14 protein-coding genes are annotated in these 17,709 nt (G+C 73.3%); 10 read left to right on the top strand and 4 right to left on the bottom strand.

Annotated features, from left to right (window positions below; all coding sequences use genetic code 11):
* The first annotated feature begins 77 nt into the window (after positions 1–77).
* Positions 78–1,175, top strand: a complete 1,098-nt coding sequence (locus AB0E96_RS11660; protein ID WP_359821572.1) for a tetratricopeptide repeat protein — start codon at positions 78–80, stop codon at positions 1,173–1,175.
* A gap of 193 nt (positions 1,176–1,368) precedes the next feature.
* Positions 1,369–3,558 (top strand): glycoside hydrolase domain-containing protein, encoded by a 2,190-nt coding sequence (locus AB0E96_RS11655; protein WP_359821570.1) that lies wholly within the window; start codon positions 1,369–1,371, stop codon positions 3,556–3,558.
* A 145-nt stretch (positions 3,559–3,703) separates the two neighbouring features.
* On the opposite strand, the gene AB0E96_RS11650 is transcribed toward AB0E96_RS11655, so the two are convergent.
* Entirely contained in the window at positions 3,704–4,312 is a 609-nt protein-coding gene (locus AB0E96_RS11650) for a TetR/AcrR family transcriptional regulator (RefSeq protein WP_359821567.1), read from the bottom strand.
* A gap of 56 nt (positions 4,313–4,368) precedes the next feature.
* Here AB0E96_RS11650 and AB0E96_RS11645 point away from each other — a divergent pair, with 56 nt between their 5' ends.
* From AB0E96_RS11645 to AB0E96_RS11625, 5 genes are all read left to right on the top strand, one after another.
* Positions 4,369–5,280, top strand: coding sequence for an alpha/beta fold hydrolase (locus AB0E96_RS11645; protein WP_359821564.1), 912 nt, complete (start codon positions 4,369–4,371; stop codon positions 5,278–5,280).
* Positions 5,281–5,481: 201 nt separating this feature from the next.
* Positions 5,482–5,931 carry a hypothetical protein gene (locus AB0E96_RS11640; protein ID WP_359821561.1) on the top strand — a complete coding sequence of 150 codons (450 nt, stop codon included), beginning with the start codon at positions 5,482–5,484 and terminating at the stop codon, positions 5,929–5,931.
* The gene (locus AB0E96_RS11635) at positions 5,931–6,338 is read left to right on the top strand and encodes a cupredoxin domain-containing protein (protein WP_359821559.1); all 408 of its coding nucleotides are present in this window, start codon (positions 5,931–5,933) and stop codon (positions 6,336–6,338) included. Before AB0E96_RS11640 ends, AB0E96_RS11635 begins: the two co-directional genes overlap by 1 nt.
* Before the next feature lie 125 nt (positions 6,339–6,463).
* A complete protein-coding gene (locus AB0E96_RS11630; RefSeq protein ID WP_359821557.1) occupies positions 6,464–10,177 on the top strand; it encodes an ATP-binding protein in 3,714 nt (1,237 codons plus the stop codon).
* A gap of 91 nt (positions 10,178–10,268) precedes the next feature.
* Positions 10,269–10,892 carry a hypothetical protein gene (locus AB0E96_RS11625; RefSeq protein WP_359821555.1) on the top strand — a complete coding sequence of 208 codons (624 nt, stop codon included), beginning with the start codon at positions 10,269–10,271 and terminating at the stop codon, positions 10,890–10,892.
* Here the strand turns inward: AB0E96_RS11625 and AB0E96_RS11620 are convergent.
* The 3 genes from AB0E96_RS11620 to kdpB form a co-directional block, all read right to left on the bottom strand.
* Positions 10,880–11,344, bottom strand: a complete 465-nt coding sequence (locus tag AB0E96_RS11620) for a hypothetical protein (protein WP_359821553.1) — start codon at positions 11,342–11,344, stop codon at positions 10,880–10,882. The genes AB0E96_RS11625 and AB0E96_RS11620 overlap by 13 nt on opposite strands.
* A gap of 652 nt (positions 11,345–11,996) precedes the next feature.
* A complete protein-coding gene (locus AB0E96_RS11615) occupies positions 11,997–12,482 on the bottom strand; it encodes a universal stress protein (protein WP_359821550.1) in 486 nt (161 codons plus the stop codon).
* Positions 12,483–12,671: 189 nt separating this feature from the next.
* The gene (gene kdpB / locus AB0E96_RS11610; RefSeq protein ID WP_359821548.1) at positions 12,672–14,858 is read right to left on the bottom strand and encodes a potassium-transporting ATPase subunit KdpB; all 2,187 of its coding nucleotides are present in this window, start codon (positions 14,856–14,858) and stop codon (positions 12,672–12,674) included.
* Positions 14,859–15,162: 304 nt separating this feature from the next.
* Here kdpB and AB0E96_RS11605 point away from each other — a divergent pair, with 304 nt between their 5' ends.
* The 3 genes from AB0E96_RS11605 to AB0E96_RS11595 all read left to right on the top strand — a co-directional run bounded on the left by AB0E96_RS11605 (position 15,163) and on the right by AB0E96_RS11595 (position 17,615).
* Entirely contained in the window at positions 15,163–15,336 is a 174-nt protein-coding gene (locus AB0E96_RS11605; RefSeq protein ID WP_359821545.1) for a hypothetical protein, read from the top strand.
* 145 nt (positions 15,337–15,481) lie between these two features.
* Positions 15,482–16,825 carry a diaminopimelate decarboxylase gene (gene lysA / locus AB0E96_RS11600; protein WP_359821542.1) on the top strand — a complete coding sequence of 448 codons (1,344 nt, stop codon included), beginning with the start codon at positions 15,482–15,484 and terminating at the stop codon, positions 16,823–16,825.
* 205 nt (positions 16,826–17,030) lie between these two features.
* On the top strand, positions 17,031–17,615 hold the full coding sequence (locus AB0E96_RS11595) for a hypothetical protein (RefSeq protein ID WP_359821540.1): 585 nt from the start codon (positions 17,031–17,033) through the stop codon (positions 17,613–17,615).
* Positions 17,616–17,709: the final 94 nt, after the last annotated feature.

Raw genomic sequence — 17,709 nt, 5'->3', positions numbered from 1 at the left:
GCTTGTCGGTGCGGAGTGAGAGGGTGGGCAGACCCGGGTGGGCCACGCCGGGGGAGCAGGCGGCTGGGGAGGCCCGTGTGGACAGTGAACCGACCATCGACTGGCGACCGCAGTACCGGGGGGACGACACGCGTCCCGAAGTCCTCGCGCACTTCGAGCGGTTCGTCTCCGCGCCGGACGAGGAGGGGCTGGCCGCCCTGAAGGGGGTGGCCCTGTCGGCCGACGCGCGCGCGGGGGACCTGCACGCGCTGGCGTCGGCCTACCTGGTGACCGGCGGTTTCGCCGACGCGGTACCGCTGTTGGAGTTCCTGGCGGACGCGGGGCCGGACGGTCCGGCTGTACGGTGCGACCTCGCCGGCGCCTACGTCCGGATCGGCAGCGTGGACCGGGCGGGGCGGGAACTGGAGCGCGTGCTCGCGGCCCACCCCGACTGCGCCGCGGCCGAACGGCAGCTCGCCGAGGTCCTGGCCTGGTCGCGGTGGCACGCGGCGGAGGTGGACCTCATGCGGCAGCAGGCCGGGCTGCTCTCCGAGCTGGTCGGCGACGGGACGGGCGGCCGGGCCGAGTGGACGGCCCTGGCGAGGGTGCTGTACCGGCTGGCCGGCGTCCCGCGCACCGACGTGGACTGGCCGGACGTGGTGGCCGTCCTGGAGCGGGCCCACCACTTCGACCCCGATCACGAGCAGGTGCTGGAGCTCCTCGCGGCGGCGGCCCACCACGCGGGGGACGAGGCGCGGTGGCACGGGGCGCTGCGGGAGCTGGAGCGGGTCGCTCCCGGATCCGAACACCTCGGCCACTGGCGGTCGGTGCCGCCGGCCGCCCCGTCGAACCCCGACCGGCTGCTCGGTCTGGCCGCCGAGCCGGAGGAGGTCCACGGCGCCGTCCGGGAACTCCGGGCGCTGTACCGGGCGAGCCCCAACAACCCGGACGTGCTGCGCTGCGTGGTGCAGGCGGAGATCGGCATCGGCAACGAGGCGGAGGCGCTGTGGCTGGCCGAGGGGCTGGCCGCCGTGGAGGGGCTCGACTTCTACGGGCACGGCGCCCTGGCGATGGTCTACGGGCTGCTCCGGGACGGCCGGGCGCGGGAGCACGTCGCCGCGGCGCTGGAGCTCGCGCCGGACGAGGACGAGCGGGCCGAGTTCCTGGCCCGGTTCGACGCGGCGGTCGAGGGCTGAGACCGGTCCCGGGGCGGGTGATTTCCCCAGGAAACGGCGAGGCATTTCCGACTATGGGCTTTTCATCTATACCGTCTGTCCGCCGGGATGACGCGCCGTCCGACGGCCGCCCCGGCACCGGAAGGTGATCCGAGGCGGGGGGAGGCGGTCCGTCGTGCCGGCGGACCGTTTCTTCATGTCAGGAGATTTCTGGGTGAACCCCCGCATATCCACCTTCCTCCGCGCCGTGGTCGCGGCGGCAGCCGCGTTCACGGTGCCAGTCGCCGCCGCGGGCTCCGCGCAGGCCGCGACACCGTCCGCGGCGTCGTCCTCGACGCCGGACGTCAAGGCCGTGTCGTACCAGGGCCGGGTGTTCCACGTCCCGGCGAGCTGGCCGGTGGTCGACCTGGCCGCCGACCCGCGCGCCTGCGTGCGGTTCGACCAGCACGCGGTCTACCTCGGCCACCCCGGGGACCGGCAGGACTGCCCGCCCCGACTGGTCGGCCGCACCGAGGCGCTACTCGTGGAGCCCGTCGCCGGGGCCGCGCCGGGCGGGGCGGAGTCCAACCCGGTCGCCCGCGTGGTCCGTGCCGTCGACGGCACCGTCACGGTGACCGGAACGTACGACACCGACCAGAAGCTGGTCCAGGGCATCGTCACCGCTGCGGGCCTGGCCGTAGCGCCGCCGGCGCCCCGGACCGGACCGGCCGCCGGCCCCCGGGTGGCGGCCAAGTCCGCGGGCGCGCAGGCGCCGGCCGCCGCCGGGGCCGCCGCGGTGGCGGGGTCGATACCCGCCTCCGCCACCAACTACACCGGCAAGGGCTTCGACGCCTGCACGGCGCCGTCCGGCGCGGCCATGAGCGCGTGGATGGCCAACTCGCCCTACCAGGCGGTCGGCATCTACATCGGCGGCTCGAACCGGGCCTGCAGCCAGCCGAACCTGACCGCGAACTGGGTCCAGCAGCAGACCGGCATCGGCTGGCACTTCCTGCCGATGTACGTGGGCGTCCAGGCGAGCCAGATCAAGTACGCGGCCACGGAAGGCGCCGACGCCGCCGACGACGCGGTGAAGCAGGCCCAGGCCCTCGGCTTCGGCCCCGGCGCGGTGCTCTACTACGACATGGAGAACTACTCCCCGCAGTACACCGGCCAGGTGCTCGCCTTCCTCACCGCCTGGACCAACGAGCTGCACGCCTGGGGCTTCAACTCCGGTGTGTACAGCAGCTCCTCCTCCGGGATGAAGGACCTCGTGGCCAACGCGGGCAACAGCGCCTACGCCATGCCGGACGTCGTCTTCGCCGCCAACTGGAACGGTACGGCCGACACCAACGACCCGTACATCCCGGCCGGCTACTGGTCCGGCCACCAGCGCGTCCACCAGTACGCCTCGCCCGGCAACGAGACCTGGGGCAACGTCACGATCGGCATCGACCAGGACTACCTGGACGTCCAGCTCACCGGCACCCCGCCGTCCCAGTCCTCCCAGTTCTTCCTCGGCGTCCGGCAGAGCACGGGCGCCTGGCCCGGCTTCGCGATCATGCCGGGCTCGGGCGGCGCCGGCGTGTTCAAGGGCTCCGAGACCGCGGTCACCGGCATGCCGAACGGCTCCTCGCAGCAGCTGGGCGTCGGCCTCGACGGCAACCTGTACCACGCCACCCGGTCCGCCACCGGCACGCTGAGCGGCTTCTCGGCCCTGAACGGCATCGGCACGTCGACCATGGCCGCCCGGCGCGCCGCCATCGCGGGGATGCCGGACGGCTCCTCGCAGGTGCTGGCGATCGGCGGCGACGGCAACGTGTACCACAGGATCCGTCAGTCCGACGGCAGTTGGTCCGGCTTCGGCCCGCTGCCCGGGGTGGGCACGCCGACCATGGCCGCCGCGGACGTCGCCATCACCGCCATGCCCGACGGCTCCGCCCAGGTGCTGGCGATCGGCAACGACGGCAACGTGTACCACGAGAGCCGCTTCTCCGACGGCAACTGGTCCGGCTTCGCCCCGCTGGCCGGGGTGGGCACGCCGACCATGGCCGCCGGCCGGGTCGCCATCGCGGGGATGCCGGACGGCTCCTCGCAGGTGCTGGCGATCGGCAACGACGGCAACGTCTACCACGAGAGCCGCTTCTCCAACGGCGCCTGGAGCGGCTTCGCCGCGCTGCCCGGTGTCGGCACGCCGACCATGGCCGCGAGGACGGTCGGCATCGCCGGGATGGGCGACGGCTCCTCCCAGGTGGCGGTGATCGGCGCCAACGGCAACGTCTACCACGAGATCCGTGCCGGGAACGGCAGTTGGAGCGGCTTCGGCGCTGTCCAGGGCCCGTACGGGTCCAGCACCTTCCCGGCCCAGCGGGTCGCCATCGCGGGCCTGCCGGACGGGTCCAGCCAGCTGGTCGCGATCCGCGGCTGACCCGGGCCGAGCCGGGCCGACCTGCGCCGACCTGAGCTGTCCGGGGCTGGCCCGGACGCGGTCCGGGCGGCGCCGGGCGGTCCCGCGGCCGGTGCCCCTTCCCCGGGTTTCGGGGGAGGGGCACCGTCGTTCGCGCGCCCGCGCCTCAGTCGCGGGCGGTGAAGATCCGGCCCAGGTGGTACTGCAGGACTCCGACCGCCTCCGGGGCCGTCCGTTGGCCGAGCAGGACGCTGAGGCCCAGCCCGGCGGAGACGGCCAGCAGGACGACGGCCTCCTGGCGGGCGTCCAGGCCGGGGTCGGCGGTTCCGGCCTGCTGGGCGGCCGCGAGCCGAGCTGCCAGGAAGGCCTCCATTTCGTTCGGCGCCGCGAGGAAGGTCTGCCCGCCGAGCGCCGGGTCGGTGACGGAGAGCACCGCGTACTCGGTGTGGATGAGGTGGAAGGCCCGGCTCTCCCCGTCGGTGGGGACGGCTTCGAGCAGGGCCGCCTCGATGACCCCGCGCGGGTCGGTGCCGGCGCCGCTCGCGCGGACGCGCCGCCGGACCCGTTCGCCCATGCGGCTCGTCAGCCGGTGCATGGCGGCGAGCAGCAGCTGTTCCTTGGTATCGAAGTAGTACTGGACCAGCCGCACGGACACGCCCGCCTCGACCGCCACCGACCGCATGGTGACGGAGTGCAGCCCGCTGGTCGCCGCCGAGCGGAGCAGGGCGTCGATGATGTGGGCCCGCCGTTCCTCGTGATCCACCAGCTTCGGCATGGGTTCCTTCCGGATGTTTTTGTGGTACAACCATACCACCAAACAGGGGAGGGATCATGACCAGGACCGCGGTCGGACACTTCGTCAGCGAGCAGGCCCGGACGAAGTTCCTTGCGGCGTACGACAAGGCGATGGAACTCTGGCCGGACCCGCGCCAGGAAACGGACGTCGAGACCGCGTACGGGAGCGTCCACGTCCACCGCCACGGCGCGGCGGACGGCGAACCGGTCGTGCTGCTGCACGGCCACGCCGGGCATCCGTCCAACTGGTACCCGCAGATCGCCGCACTCGGCGAGCGCCACCCCGTCTACGCGATCGACACCCTGGACGACCCCGGCCGCAGCGTGCAGCGCGCCGTCGCGGCCGGGCCGGTGGAGAACGCCGCCTGGCTGGGCGAGGTGCTGGCCGGCCTCGGGCTGGAGCGGGTGCACCTGGTCGGGGCCTCCTACGGCGGCTGGCTGGCACTCAACCAGGCCGTCCACGCGCCCGGGCGGCTGGCCTCGGTCACGGCGCTGGACCCGGGCGGGATCGAGATGGTCCCCGCACGGTTCTACCTCCACATGGTCGCCGGCCTGTTCGGGATGCTCGCCCCGCGTCCGCTGCGCCCGGCGGTCGGGCGGCTGCTGGCCAACCCGGCGCTGAGCGCGCCGCGCGAGATGATCGCACCGCTGATGCTCGGGATGCGCGGCTACCGGCCGAGCGGCCGTCCGCCGGTCCGCCCCTTTCCGGACGCGGAGCTGGCGTCGGTCCGGCTGCCCGTGTTCGTCCTGGTGGGCCGGCGCAGTGCGCTGCTGAGGCCGCGCCAGGTGGTGGAGAGGGTCACCCGGCTGATCCCCGGGGTGCGGGCGGAGGTCCTGGAGCGCGCCGGGCACGGGCTCAACCTGGAGCGGCCCGAGGCGGTGAACGAGCGGCTGCTGGACTTCATCGGCGGCGTCGGCGCGGCCGGGCGGGAGCGGCCGGAGGCGTAACCGGGCGGCGGCGCCCGTCCCGGTGCCGTTCCGCTGCCGTTCCGGTGCCGATGGGCAGGCTCAGGCGGCCGAGCGCAGTGCCCCGGCGGCCGAGGCGGGGGCGTTGGGCTGTTGGTATGACCTTCGGGACGGTTGGGCGGGCGAGCGAAAGCCCAGCCGGTTAACGTCGGCCGCACGACGTCCTCGGACCGGGAGGTTTCAGTGCAACGGTGGATCATCCTGACGGTACTCACATCGGCTCTCACCGGCCTCACCGGCGTCGCGGCGCCCGCCCAGGCCGACGAGCCGACCCCCGCCACCACCGTGACCCTCGGCGACGCCCTCATCGACCCCAAGATCCCCGGCCGGGTCCGGGTGGACGTCGACTACCTCTGCTCGGTCGCGGACGAGGCCCGCTCGCTCACCGTCTCCGTCGAGCAGAAGGACCCCGACGACAACTCCGTCATCGCCTTCGGCTCCAGCCGCACCGCCGAAGCCGACGTGAACTGCGACGGGACCGCACACCACCGGCAGGTCCTCGTCCAGTCCAAGACCACCAACTGGATCCCGGACGCCGACGCCGTCCTCACCACCACCGTCTCCAACATCGGCGCCACCCCGTCGGCCGCCGCCGACGCCAAACGGGCCAAACTGCTCGCCACCGCCCCCTGATGCGCCCCCTCCTCCGGGCCGCCACCCTCCTGCTCGCCGCCGGCCCCGTACTGACCGGCTGCGTCAGCTCGTTCATGGTGCCCGGCCCGGAGGAGACCGGTTCCACGGCGGCACCCTCCCCGGAGCCCTCCTCGCCGGCACCGTCACCGACCCCGTTCGCGGGCACGGTGGCGATGCGCGACTTCTCCTTCGAACCGGCCGACCTCACCGTCCGCCCGGGCACCGTGGTGACCGTGACCAACACCGGCACCACCCCCCACACCCTCACCGCCCAGGACGGCACCTTCGACACCGGCCCCGTCGCCCCCGGCGCCACGGCCACGGTCACCGCCCCGAGCCAACCGGGCGCCTCCTCGTACCTGTGCGCTTTCCACCACTTCATGCGCGGCACCCTGACCGTCTCCTGAGCGGCGGCCGCTTGCCCTACGCTCGTCCCCTGCACTCGGGGAGGGCGCGAGCGATGGCCGACAACACGGTGAACAGCACGGTGCACGGGACGGTCGTGCAGGCCGAGAACATCGGAGCCGTCCACGTGGGCGCCGGCCGGCCGCCGACCGTCCCCGACGGGGCCGACCAGTGGGTATGGGCCGCAGCCGAATCGCGGGCCTGGAAACACCTCCGCGAGGACCGGGAGACCGAGCCCTACCAGCGCGTCGCACTGCGGGCCGTCGGCGAACTGGCCCGGCTGCGCGACGAGACGGCACTCCCCGAAGACCCCTGGCAGGACCCCGGGATCGCGGAGCGCTTCACGAAACGCCTCAGCCGGCTGCTCGGCGACACGCGCCTCGACCTCTACCCGGCCGAAGCCGCGCTGCTGGCCGTGCTGCCCTTCCTCTATCGCGTCCGCTCGCTGAGGCTGGCAGCGGCGATGGCGAGCGTCGGGCCGACCGACCTCGCCCCCTCACCCCGCCCCGACGCCGACCGGGCCGCGTACGAGCAGTTCATCGAGTCCCACGACCTGCTCGTGGGCCGCACCCGAACCCGCCCCGCCTCCGCCGTCCCCCTCGGCTGGTGGCTCTTCCACCGCTGGCTCGACCAGCACGAGGACCTCGCCGACCCCGACGGCGTCCGGGAGCTCCTCGACCTCCTGCCGATGCTCGCCGAACTCGACGAGACCTTCTCGACCAAGCGCGTCTGCGCGCTGCTGCACGGCCTGCACAGAGGCCCCGACGTCGGCAACCGCGACTACCTGGCGAGCCTCAGCACCGACGACCACCTGCGCGCACCCGGCGAACAACACGTCCGCGAGCCACGGTTGGCGCTCCTGCTGGCACTGGCGTACGGGACCGCCATCGAAATGACCGCCCTGCCCGAGATCGTCGCCGAACACCTCGGCATCCCGGACGAGGTCGACCTCACCGACCTGCGCCGGACCCTGGACAGGACGGTGTGGGGCGGCTCGTACGACCTGCCGGTGCTGCGCGCCGAATGCCACCACGAGGCGGTGGTCGAAGGCCTGCGCGAGTACACGGCCCGGGCGGACGAACTCCTCCACGCCGTCCGCCGCGTCCTCACCGACCACCCGCTCCCCACCCGCCTCACCTCCGACGAAGCCGCCCCGGCAAGCGGGGCCTTCACCGGCTGGGCGCGGTTCCGCATGGACGAACGCCGCATCCGCAGCCTGCTGATGGGCGTCGAGCTCTACCGCGACCGGGACCTCGCCGTCCGCGAGCTCTACCAGAACGCCCTCGACGCCTGCCGCTACGCGCGGGCCCGCGTGCAGTACCTGGACCGGTCGCGGACCTTCCGCCTGGGCGGCGACCTCTCCTACGACGGCCGCATCGAGTTCCGCCAGGGCGTGGACGAGAACGGCCGCGCCTACCTGGAATGCCAGGACAACGGTGTCGGCATGGGCGAGGAGGAGCTGCGGGGAGTCTTCTCCAACGCCGGCGCCCGCTTCGCGGAGCAGCTGGACTTCAAACTCGAACAAGCCGAGTGGCGCAAGGCCGAGCCGCCCGTCGAGCTGTACCCCAACAGCCGCTTCGGCATCGGCGTCCTGAGCTACTTCATGCTCGCCGACGAGATCCGGGTGACCACCTGCCGCATGGACGCCTCCGGCCGGCTGGGCCCGCAACTGGAAGTCTCCATCTACGGCCCGAGCCACCTCTTCCGCATCGCCGAGCGGGAGGAGCGGGGCCGCGAGCCGGGCACCGCCGTGCGGCTGTACCTGCGGGACGACATCGGGACGGCCGAGACCTGGTCGTGCGTGGACGTCCTCGAACGCCTCCTGGCCATCGCCGAGTTCCCCACCTCGGCGGCACACGGCGACCGGAGGGCGAACTGGGACCCCGGCGTCCTGAAGCCCCGGAAGGCGCCCGAAGGCGAGACCTTCGGCCTCAACGCCTGGGGCACGACGACGCCCTGGGGCGGTGCCCCCGCGGATGTGCAGGTGGTGTGGTGTCAACACGGCGGGGCCCTACTGGTGGACGGCCTGGTGGTCGAACCGGAGGTGGTGTGCGGGGTCGTTTCGGCGGGCGGACTGTCGGGAGCGGTGGTGAACCTCACCGGGCGGCTGTCACCGAGGACACTGTCCGTCGACCGCCGCCGCGTCATCAGTGACCGGTCGGAGACGGTCCGAGGACTGCTGGAGGCCGCAGTGGCCGAGTTCGTGAGCAACGACTCGGCGGTGCTGAGCATGGAGTGGATCCACCGAGTGACGGAGGAGAACCATCAGCTCGCCGACCTGGTGGCCGTCGAGGTCATTCGGCAGGGGCGACCGCTGGAATTCCGCGGGATCGACTACGACACTCGCAGTACCGGCTGTTTCCTGGCGGACGGTGAGATCCTCGCGTGGTTCGAGGATGCGGCGGAACCGGCCAGGGAGCGCGTTACGGGAAGCCTTCCGGACGAGGTGCTGCTCTGGCGGATGCTGGCCCACGGACTGGAGAATTCGGCACCTGAACTGGCGCGGACATGCGCGGAGTTGATGGGAGATCGGCAGGTACGCCCGGCGATTCCGTCCGACATCGCCGTTCTGGCGCCGGTCGTCGAGGAGGGCCTGAGGAGTTGGTCCTGGCTGCATTTCGAGGACGGTTGGCTCACGAAACTGTCCCGCGATCTCGGTGTCACACCCGAGACCGCTCGCACCAGGGCTGCCGAGTTCGGCATCCCCCGTGAACCGGGTTCTCGCTTGCGGCAGGATGACGGTCACTGGTTCGCGCACGTCAACAACCTGCTGGTCATCGCCGACCTGAGAGGGATTCCAGCAGCGGCTGCGGCGGGTGTCTGGGTGGGCTGGGGCCGAGAAGTCACCCGCGAGGTGGTGAATCTCGCGATCGCTGTCGATACCGATCCGATCTTCCTCTGGAAGCGGTCCGGGGGCGGAACGTTCTGGGGCGGGCCGGAGCCGGCAGGCGAGGTTCCGCCGGGCTTCCTGGCCGAATCAGGTCGAGCGCACAGGATGCCGGTGGAGCGGGTCGCCGAAGCCATGGCGAAGTACGGCCTTCAGACGGATGCGACGGGCCTGCCACCGTTCCCCTCGGATGAGACTCTGATGCTGTTGAGCCGGAACCTCAACGGAAACGGCCCGTGGTTGACGCGTTCGGAAGGGGTGCCCGCGGATCATCTGCTCTGGGCGGAGAAGGATTTGGGGATCTCACCGACTCGGGCGGCGGAGGTGCTCGGGACCGCGGGGTTCCGGGTGCCGCAGATGCCGTCGGATGCCTGTTCGGCGGATCTGGAGCTGTTCATGGACAGAGGGCGGCGGAGCGACGTGGCCGACCTGACCTACAGGCGACTGTTCGAGCTGCCCGGATCGAGGAACTGCTCACTGCGCGACGTGGTCGACCGTTTCAGGGCCTATGGCGTGGAGGTCCCGATCGTCCTGCCGGACGAGCTCACCCGGTTGGACAAGGAACTCTTCTCGCCCGGCAGCGCCATGGACTGGGGCAGCCTGCGGGTGGGAGACACGGTGCCGTTCGCGCGCTTGATCGCATGGGCTCGCAGGCTGCACTGCCTTCCCGGAGAGTTGGCCCGCCACCTGAAGGCCCGAGGGATCGTGTCGTCCTGTGACGATCTGCCGACCGGACTCACGCCGGACGAGGCCGCCGACCTCGTTGCCGGAGGTGTCGACATGCTGTGGATCGGCGATGTCGGCCTGAGCCGGCTGCTGAAGGCGTCGCTGCGGACCGGGCACTCGATGGCGCAGATCGTCGACTGGTACCGGGAATGGGGCATCGAGGCCCCCGACGTTGCCCAGCTGATCCGTGACGCCCTTGCCCGGGTGCCCATGGCCGACCCGTCCTGAGCACCGAATCCACCCGTGAACAGGGCTGCTTCGACCCGGCTCCTTGTTCTACAGTTCTGTAGAACAAAACGCACGGCGATCGGGGACGAGCATGGACGGGCCGCTTCGGCTGCCGCAGCAGGATCGGGCGGACTTCGAGACGGAGCTCGGGCGGGCGTTGTCCGCGCCGCGGGTGCGGGCTGCTCTGCGGGCGACGGGGGAGGACGCGCGGGGTGTGGAGCGGTTGCGGCGGGCGGCGCGGGACGACGTCGGGTTCGTGCTGGCCGCGGCGGCGCCGGAGTACGAGCGGTACGCGGCGCTGCGGGCGGATGCGGACGCGGTGGCGCGGTCGCCGAGGGATGTGCCGGCCCGGGAGCGGGCTTCGGGGTGGTGGGGTGTGCTGGGGGTGGTCGTGCCGATCATCGCGGTGACGGCGGCGGTGATCTTCCTGGTGCTGGGCTCCCTGCTGGGGCTGGTCGAGGACCTGGGGGTGCTGGCGGGGGCGCTGATGGACGCCGGGTGGGTGTCGGCCGGGGCGGGCGCGGTGAGTCTGCTGGTGGGCGGGCTGGGGTTGCTGGGTGCGGCCCGGTCGAGCGGGGCGGAGGCCGGGGAAGCGGCGGACGGGGCTGGGGAGCTGCGGCTGGCGCGGGAGGCCTGGCGGTCGGCGCTGGTGGAGCGCGGGCTGGTGCCGTACCTGGTGGCGCAGGCGGGTGCGGCGCCCGGTCAGCGGCGCTGATCGAGTCTCGCCGAGCGGGCGGCGTCGACGAGGAGTTGGGCGGCGCTCGGGGGGATGGCGAGGCGTCGGGCGATCCAGGGGGCCGGGCGGCCGGCCCGGGCGAGCATCCAGGCGGAGTACAGGTGGGCGAGCTGGGGCGCGTTCTCGGCGAGCAGCAGGGGGCGTACGGCCTCCATGGGGAAGCCTTCGAGGGCGCGGGCGCTGTACTCGCGGCCGTTGGGGCCGGGTGGGGGCAGTGGGAGCGGGCGGCGGAGGTCGATCCAGCGGCTGAGCAGCACCGCGCCGACGACCAGCAGGCCGGTGCCGGAGGCGCCGATCAGGATGCCGCCGATGACGGGGCGGTCGTCCTCCTCGGCCATGCCGAGGGCGATCTCCTCGAGGACGAGCAGGCCGAGCACGGTGAGCAGCACCGCGGCTTCGGCGGGGCGCGGGTGGGTCCGGGACGTCGTCATGCGGAACCTCTTCCTCGGCAGGGTGACCGGGGGTTTCGGGCGGGCGCGGCGATTCACCTTCCGTACAACGGCGGCGAGCGGCCCGGGGCACGCGTCACGGCTCTGGCGGTGAAATTGCGGACCGGAATTGACGGACCGTCAAATCGATGAGATCGGCGGCTGGTTGGCCGTCCGCGGGAGGTTCGGAGCGCACCTCCTTCCGGTCGGCCGCGCCTGAGTGGTGCGTTCGTCGACGGGGCGGGGGTCCCGCTGCGGGCGGGCTTCCGGGCTTCGGGCCAGCATAGCCCGGGCATGCCAACTTCGACATGCTTGTCGAAGTTGTGGAACCCCGGCTCGCAGTGGCGTGTCGGCCAGTGCCGGTGCGGCTACTTTGAGTACGGAGCTCCGCTTCCCCGGCCGGGTCCGACGGCCGTGGGGCCGTAGTGGCGCCGAGGGGCCGCAGTGGCGGGGGAGGACGGGACCGATGGGACGCACCAGCCGTCAGTTGCCGCGCTGACGGCACTGATCGCCCTGTTCGCGGCCGGCGTGCGGGTGCTCGGTCCGGAGGGGAGCACGGGCGCGAGCACGCCCGCCCGCGGACCCGGGCTCAGTGGCCGGGGCCCGCGGGCGGGCGGGAGGTCGGGAAGTCGGACGGGCAGTCGGGTGAACGTCGTCAGCGGGCCAGCAGGGGGAGTGGCGCGCCCGTGCGGGCGGGGAGTTCGAGGCGGGTGAGCAGCGCGGAGGGTGAGACCTCGACGACCCGGCAGCCGGCCCGGTGGCGGCAGTGCCGGGCGACGGAGCCGTGCCGCAGGCGGTCGAGGCGGCGGCGGGTGGCGGCGCCGAGGACGAGCAGGTCCTCCGGGCCGGTGACGGCGCCGACCAGGGCGGGGCCGGGCTCGGAGTCGATCACCAGGGGGTGGATGACCAGGTCGGACGGGTAGCCGCCGTAGGCCTGTTCGAAGGCGATGTCCAGGCGCCGGCGGGCGGCGTGCTCCAGTTCGGAGCGCGGGCGCAGGCCGTCCCGGTCGTTCGTCGCCCAGGCGGCGACGGGGACCAGGACGGACTGCTGCCGGGCCGCCTCGCCGACGGCGTGGTAGAGGGCGGCCAGACTGCTCAGTGATCCGCTCAGGCCGACGATCACTCGGGTGGTCCCGGTCATGGCCGTTCGCCTCCGTCTCTCCGGCGGTTCTCTCCATCGGGCTCCGCCGGTTCGGCACTCCTTGCTTCGGATGACTCCAGTGAACCCCGGAACGGACGCCTCCGTACCGCCGCTGACACCACCATGACGCAGGTCGCACACATCTTGACGGCCTTCTGACAGGGCCGTCGGGCTCCGCGGGCCGGTCCGTCAGCCCAGGCCCGGCACGAACTGGATGAGCAGGTCGATCGCCTTGATGCCGAGGAACGGCAGGACCAGCCCGCCCAGTCCGTACACCCGCAGGTTGCGCCGGAGCAGGTCGGTCGCGGAGGCGGGCTGGTAGCGCACGCCGCGCAGGGCGAGCGGGATCAGGGCGACGATGATCAGGGCGTTGAAGATGATCGCGGAGGCGATCGCCGAGGTGGGGCTGTGCAGTTCCATGATGTTGAGGTGGTGCAGCCCGGGGTGGGCGTTCGCGAACATCGCGGGGATGATCGCGAAGAACTTGGCCACGTCGTTGGTGATCGAGAAGGTGGTCAACGCTCCCCGGGTGATGAGGAGTTGCTTGCCGACCCGGACGATGTCGATCAGCTTCGCCGGGTTGGAGTCGAGGTCGACCATGTTCCCGGCCTCCTTGGCGGCCGGGGTGCCGGAGTTCATCGCGACGCCGACGTCGGCCTGGGCGAGTGCGGGGGCGTCGTTGGTGCCGTCGCCGGTCATCGCGACCATGTTCCCGGCGGCCTGTTCGCGCCGCAGGTGGGCGAGTTTGTCCTCCGGGGTGGCCTCGGCGAGCACGTCGTCCACTCCGGCCTCGGCGGCGATGGCGCGTGCGGTCAGCGGGTTGTCCCCGGTGACCATGACGGTGCGGATGCCCATCCGCCGCAGTTCGGCGAAGCGTTCGGCGATGCCCTCCTTCACCACGTCCTTGAGTTCGACCACGCCCAACGCCCTTGCGCCGTGCCGGTCGTGGACGGCGACCAGAAGCGGGGTGCCGCCGGCCCCGGCGATCCGGCCGACCAGTGGCTCGGCCTCCGCCGGCAGCCGCCCGCCGGAGTCCGCCACCCAGCGGGCGACGGCGCCGGCGGCGCCCTTGCGGATCAGGCAGGTGGTGCCGTCCGGCCAGGTGAGGTCGACGCCGCTCATCCGGCTGTGCGCGGTGAACGGCACGGGGTGCTGTTCGCCCAGTTCGCCGGGGGAGCGCGGCGGCACCCAGTACTGACGGTTCGTCAGTTCGATCAGCGACCGCCCCTCCGGGGTTTCGTCCGCGACGGAGGCCAACTGGGCGGCCTCGGCCAGCTGTTCGGTGGTGGCGCCGGGCAGCGGGTGCAGGGCGACGGCCCGGCGGTTTCCGTGGGTGATGGTGCCGGTCTTGTCGAGCAGCAGCACGTCCACGTCCCCGGCGGCCTCCACCGCCCGGCCGGAGAGGGCCACCACGTTGCGCTGGACCAGCCGGTCCATGCCGGCGATGCCGATCGCGGAGAGCAGGGCGCCGATCGTGGTCGGGATGAGCGCGACCATCAACGCGACGAGCACGATGGTGGTCTGGGGCGCGCCGGCGTAGATGGCCATCGGCTGGAGCGAGACCACCGAGAGCAGGAAGACGATGGTCAGCGAGGCCAGCAGGATGTTGAGCGCGATCTCGTTCGGCGTCTTCTGCCGGTCGGCGCCCTCGACCAGGGCGATCATGCGGTCCACGAAGCTCTGCCCGGGCCGGGAGGTGACCCGGACGACCAGGTGGTCGGAGAGCACCTTCGTGCCGCCGGTGACGCCGGTGCGGTCGCCGCCGGACTCGCGGATCACCGGGGCGGACTCCCCGGTGATCGCCGACTCGTCCACGCTGGCGACGCCCTCGACGACCTCGCCGTCCCGCGGGATCACCTCGCCGGCCGGGACGAGCACGATGTCGTGCAGCATCAACTGCTCGGCGGCGATCACCTCGTGGCGGTGGTCGCGGGTGCCGACCCGCCAGCGCAGCAGCCGCCGGGCGGTGGTGGCGGACTGGGCGCGGCGCAGGGACTCGGCCTGTGCCTTGCCGCGGCTCTCGGCGACGGCCTCGGCGAGGTTGGCGAACAGCACGGTCAGCCAGAGCCAGAAGGAGATCACCCAGGCGAAGACGCCCGGGTGCAGCACGGCGCTGATGGTGGTGAGCGCGGAGCCGGTCTCGACGACCAGCATCACCGGGTTGCGCATCATGGTGCGCGGGTGGAGCTTGCGGACGGCGGCGGGCAGCGCCTCGGCCAGTTGCCGGCGGGTGATCAGCCGGCGGCGGCCGCCGGGGGAGCCGGGCCGGTGGCTCGGCGGCGGCTCGGGCGCGGGGGTCGGGGTGCGGGCCGGGCGGCGGAACCGGTTCTGCCGGTCGGGGGTGGGGTCCGGGGTGGTGAGGGCCGAACGGCGCATCGTCTCGGGGGACCTTCCGGGCCGCCCGGTCGACTGCCGGGCGGTGGGTTCGGTGGGGCTGCGGGGACGGCGGAAAGCCCACCACCGGCGAACCGGGGAACATGCCCGCCTTGACGGGGCCCTGGCGGCGCGGAGCCCGTTCTTGACGGACCCCTGACACCCCGGCCGGGCCGCTGTCAGGGGGGCGTCAAGGACGGCGGCCGCGACGTACGCCATGCGTCAAGGACGGGTGCGGTCGGTGTGCGGAGGGTCTCCACTGGAGGGGTACGGCCCGCACGGGCCGCCACCCGAAGGGACTCCTGCCATGACCACCGCCACCGCCGTGATCGACGTCGACGAGCCGCTGGAACGGACGGTCCGCCCGGTGCCCGTCGCCTGGCGGCGGGACCGCCCCGAGCCGCCGGAACCGGCCCCGGCGGCCGACCGCGAGCGCACCCGTCCGGCGCACTGCCGGTTCGCGATGCACTACGAGGACTGACCGCCGCCCACCCCGAGGGCCGGCCCGTCGCCGAGTGGTCCGACCGGCCCGCCGCCGCGCGGGCCGGAGACGCGCGGCGGCGGAGCCGCGGCCCCCGGGGAGGACCGACCCGTCGCCCGCGCACCCACCCACAGGAGCAGCCGCCATGACCCAGCTCGTCGCCCCGCCCGCCCCCTCCGCCCCCGCCGACGCGCTCGGCGCCCCCTGGCCGGCCTCGGCGCGGCCCGGCCGGGGAGCCGAGCTGCTGGTCGGCGGGGTGGGGCTGGCCGAGGCCGCCGAGCGGTTCGGCACCCCGCTCTACGTGCTGGACGAGGCCGAGGTGCGGGGCCGGGCCCGGGCCTACCGGCGGGCGCTGCCGCACGCCGAAGTGCTGTACGCGGCCAAGGCGTTCCTCTGCAGCGCGATGGCCGACTGGGTGGAGCAGGAGGGGCTGGGGCTGGACGTCTGCTCGTCGGGCGAGCTGTGGCTGGCGGTCTCGGCGGGCTTCCCGGCCCAGCGGATCCTGCTGCACGGCAACGCCAAGTCCCCCGAGGAACTGCGGCTGGCCCGTCGGCTGCGGGTCGGACGGATCGTCATCGACGGCCCGGCGGAGATCGCGCGGCTGGCCGCGCTGGTGGCCGCCGACACGCCGCAGAAGGTACTGGTCCGGGTCGTCCCGGGGATCGCCGCCGGGCACCACGCGGCGGTGCGGACGGGCGTCGGCGGGCAGAAGTTCGGCTTCCCGGTCGAGGGCGGCGACGCGGCGGACGCCATCGCCCGGGTGCTCGACCAGCCGGGGCTCGAACTGGCCGGCCTGCACTGCCACCTGGGTTCGCAGATCACCTCGGTCGACCCCTACCTGTCGGCGGTGGACGCGATGGTGCGGCTGCTCGCCGAGGTGCGGGAGCGGCACGGCGTGGAGCTGCCGGAGCTGGACCTCGGCGGTGGCCACGGCATCCGCTACCTGGAGGGGGACGAGGAGCTGGACCTCGCCGAGTTCGCGGTGCGCGTCACCGACCGGCTGGCGGTGCGCTGCGCCGAGGCCGGGCTGGACGTGCCCCGGCTGATCGTCGAACCCGGCCGCGCGGTCGCCGGACCGGCCGCCGTGGCGGTCTACCGGGTGCTGTCCGTCAAGCACGGTGCCGACGGCCGGAGCTTCGTCGCGGTGGACGGGGGCATGAGCGACAACCCGCGCCCGGCCCTGTACGGATCGCCGTACGCGGTGAGGCTGGTCGGGCGCCGGTCGGAGGCGGGCGAGGCGAGGGCGGACGTGGTCGGCCGCCACTGCGAGGCCGGGGACGTGCTGGTCCGGGACGCCGCCCTGCCCGCCGACCTGCGCCCGGGCGACCTCCTGGCGATGCCGGCGGCCGGCGCCTACCAGCTGTCCATGGCGTCCGGCTACAACCTGGTCGGCCGCCCGGCCGTGGTCGCGGTGAAGGACGGCCGGGCCCGGCTGCTGATCCGCCGGGAGACGGTCGAGGACTTCCGGCTGCGCGAGGTCGGCCGCTGACCGGGTGCCGGCGGAGCCCGGCGGGTGAGGTCCGTGCCGCCGAAGTACCCGGTGTTCTCATCCGCCCGGGACGGCGGGCGGCGGTGTGTTCGGAGACCGGACCGGAACGAACTTGTGAGCTTTCGGCTGATGTTCTGTCACATGGGCGCGTTACGTTCCCTTCATGATGCGAATGACTCGTGTGTACTCCGTTGCGATCGTCGGCATGTCCGCCCTCCTGCTCACGGCCTGTGGCTCCTCGTCCTCCTCCTCGTCGTCCACGAAGACCACCGGGCCGGAGAGCACCGCCCCGAGCTCCGCCGCGTCGGGCTCCGCAGCCCCGACTGCCGCCGCCCCGAGCGCCACCGCCCCGGGCGGGGCGACCTCGGTGCCGGCCGACGCGCCGAAGACGCCCGCCCCGACGAAGACGGCGGGCGGCGCGGCGCCCGCCGGCGCGGTCAACACCGTGACCATCAAGGGCCCCGGTGGCGGCACCTACCAGCTCGAGGCGGGGGCCTGCCTGGGCGGCAAGTCGACGTCCGGCAAGCTCGTCCTGACGGCGGTGGGCACCGGTTCCACGAAGGCCAGTGCGATCATCACCTTCGACGGGGCGGGGACGATGAACGCGGTGATGACCATGGGCGAGGACGACCACGCCGTCGTGTGGGCCGGAGAGGCGCCGGTCGGCGCGGCGGCCGCCCGCACCCTGGACACCGTGACGTTCGCCGACCTGCCGGTCACCGACATGGCCGGAGGCGCGGCCACCGCCAGCGGCTACCTGAAGTGCGAGAGCCACGACGGACTGCTCTGAACGGAGCTGCGCGAGAAGTCGGACGGGCCGACTTCTCGCCGATCGCTTGGGTGCCGATGCCGCAGGCGCAGTCCAGCACCTCGGCGGGGCGGTC

Origin of the sequence: Kitasatospora sp. NPDC036755 (assembly GCF_040636595.1) — a bacterium.
Taxonomy (GTDB): Bacteria; Actinomycetota; Actinomycetes; order Streptomycetales; family Streptomycetaceae; genus Kitasatospora.
Note: the sequence above shows the minus strand (reverse complement) of the source record. Positions and strands in the feature narration are given on the sequence as shown.

Coding starts and splice junctions, on each gene's coding strand:
- AB0E96_RS11620 (WP_359821553.1), bottom strand. CDS start 11,344: ATGACGACGTCCCGGACCCACCCGCGCCCCGCCGAAGCCGCGGTGCTG.
- AB0E96_RS11605 (WP_359821545.1), top strand. CDS start 15,163: ATGACCACCGCCACCGCCGTGATCGACGTCGACGAGCCGCTGGAACGG.
- AB0E96_RS11650 (WP_359821567.1), bottom strand. CDS start 4,312: ATGCCGAAGCTGGTGGATCACGAGGAACGGCGGGCCCACATCATCGAC.
- lysA (WP_359821542.1), top strand. CDS start 15,482: ATGACCCAGCTCGTCGCCCCGCCCGCCCCCTCCGCCCCCGCCGACGCG.
- AB0E96_RS11625 (WP_359821555.1), top strand. CDS start 10,269: ATGGACGGGCCGCTTCGGCTGCCGCAGCAGGATCGGGCGGACTTCGAG.
- AB0E96_RS11615 (WP_359821550.1), bottom strand. CDS start 12,482: ATGACCGGGACCACCCGAGTGATCGTCGGCCTGAGCGGATCACTGAGC.
- kdpB (WP_359821548.1), bottom strand. CDS start 14,858: ATGCGCCGTTCGGCCCTCACCACCCCGGACCCCACCCCCGACCGGCAG.
- AB0E96_RS11645 (WP_359821564.1), top strand. CDS start 4,369: ATGACCAGGACCGCGGTCGGACACTTCGTCAGCGAGCAGGCCCGGACG.
- AB0E96_RS11595 (WP_359821540.1), top strand. CDS start 17,031: ATGTCCGCCCTCCTGCTCACGGCCTGTGGCTCCTCGTCCTCCTCCTCG.
- AB0E96_RS11635 (WP_359821559.1), top strand. CDS start 5,931: ATGCGCCCCCTCCTCCGGGCCGCCACCCTCCTGCTCGCCGCCGGCCCC.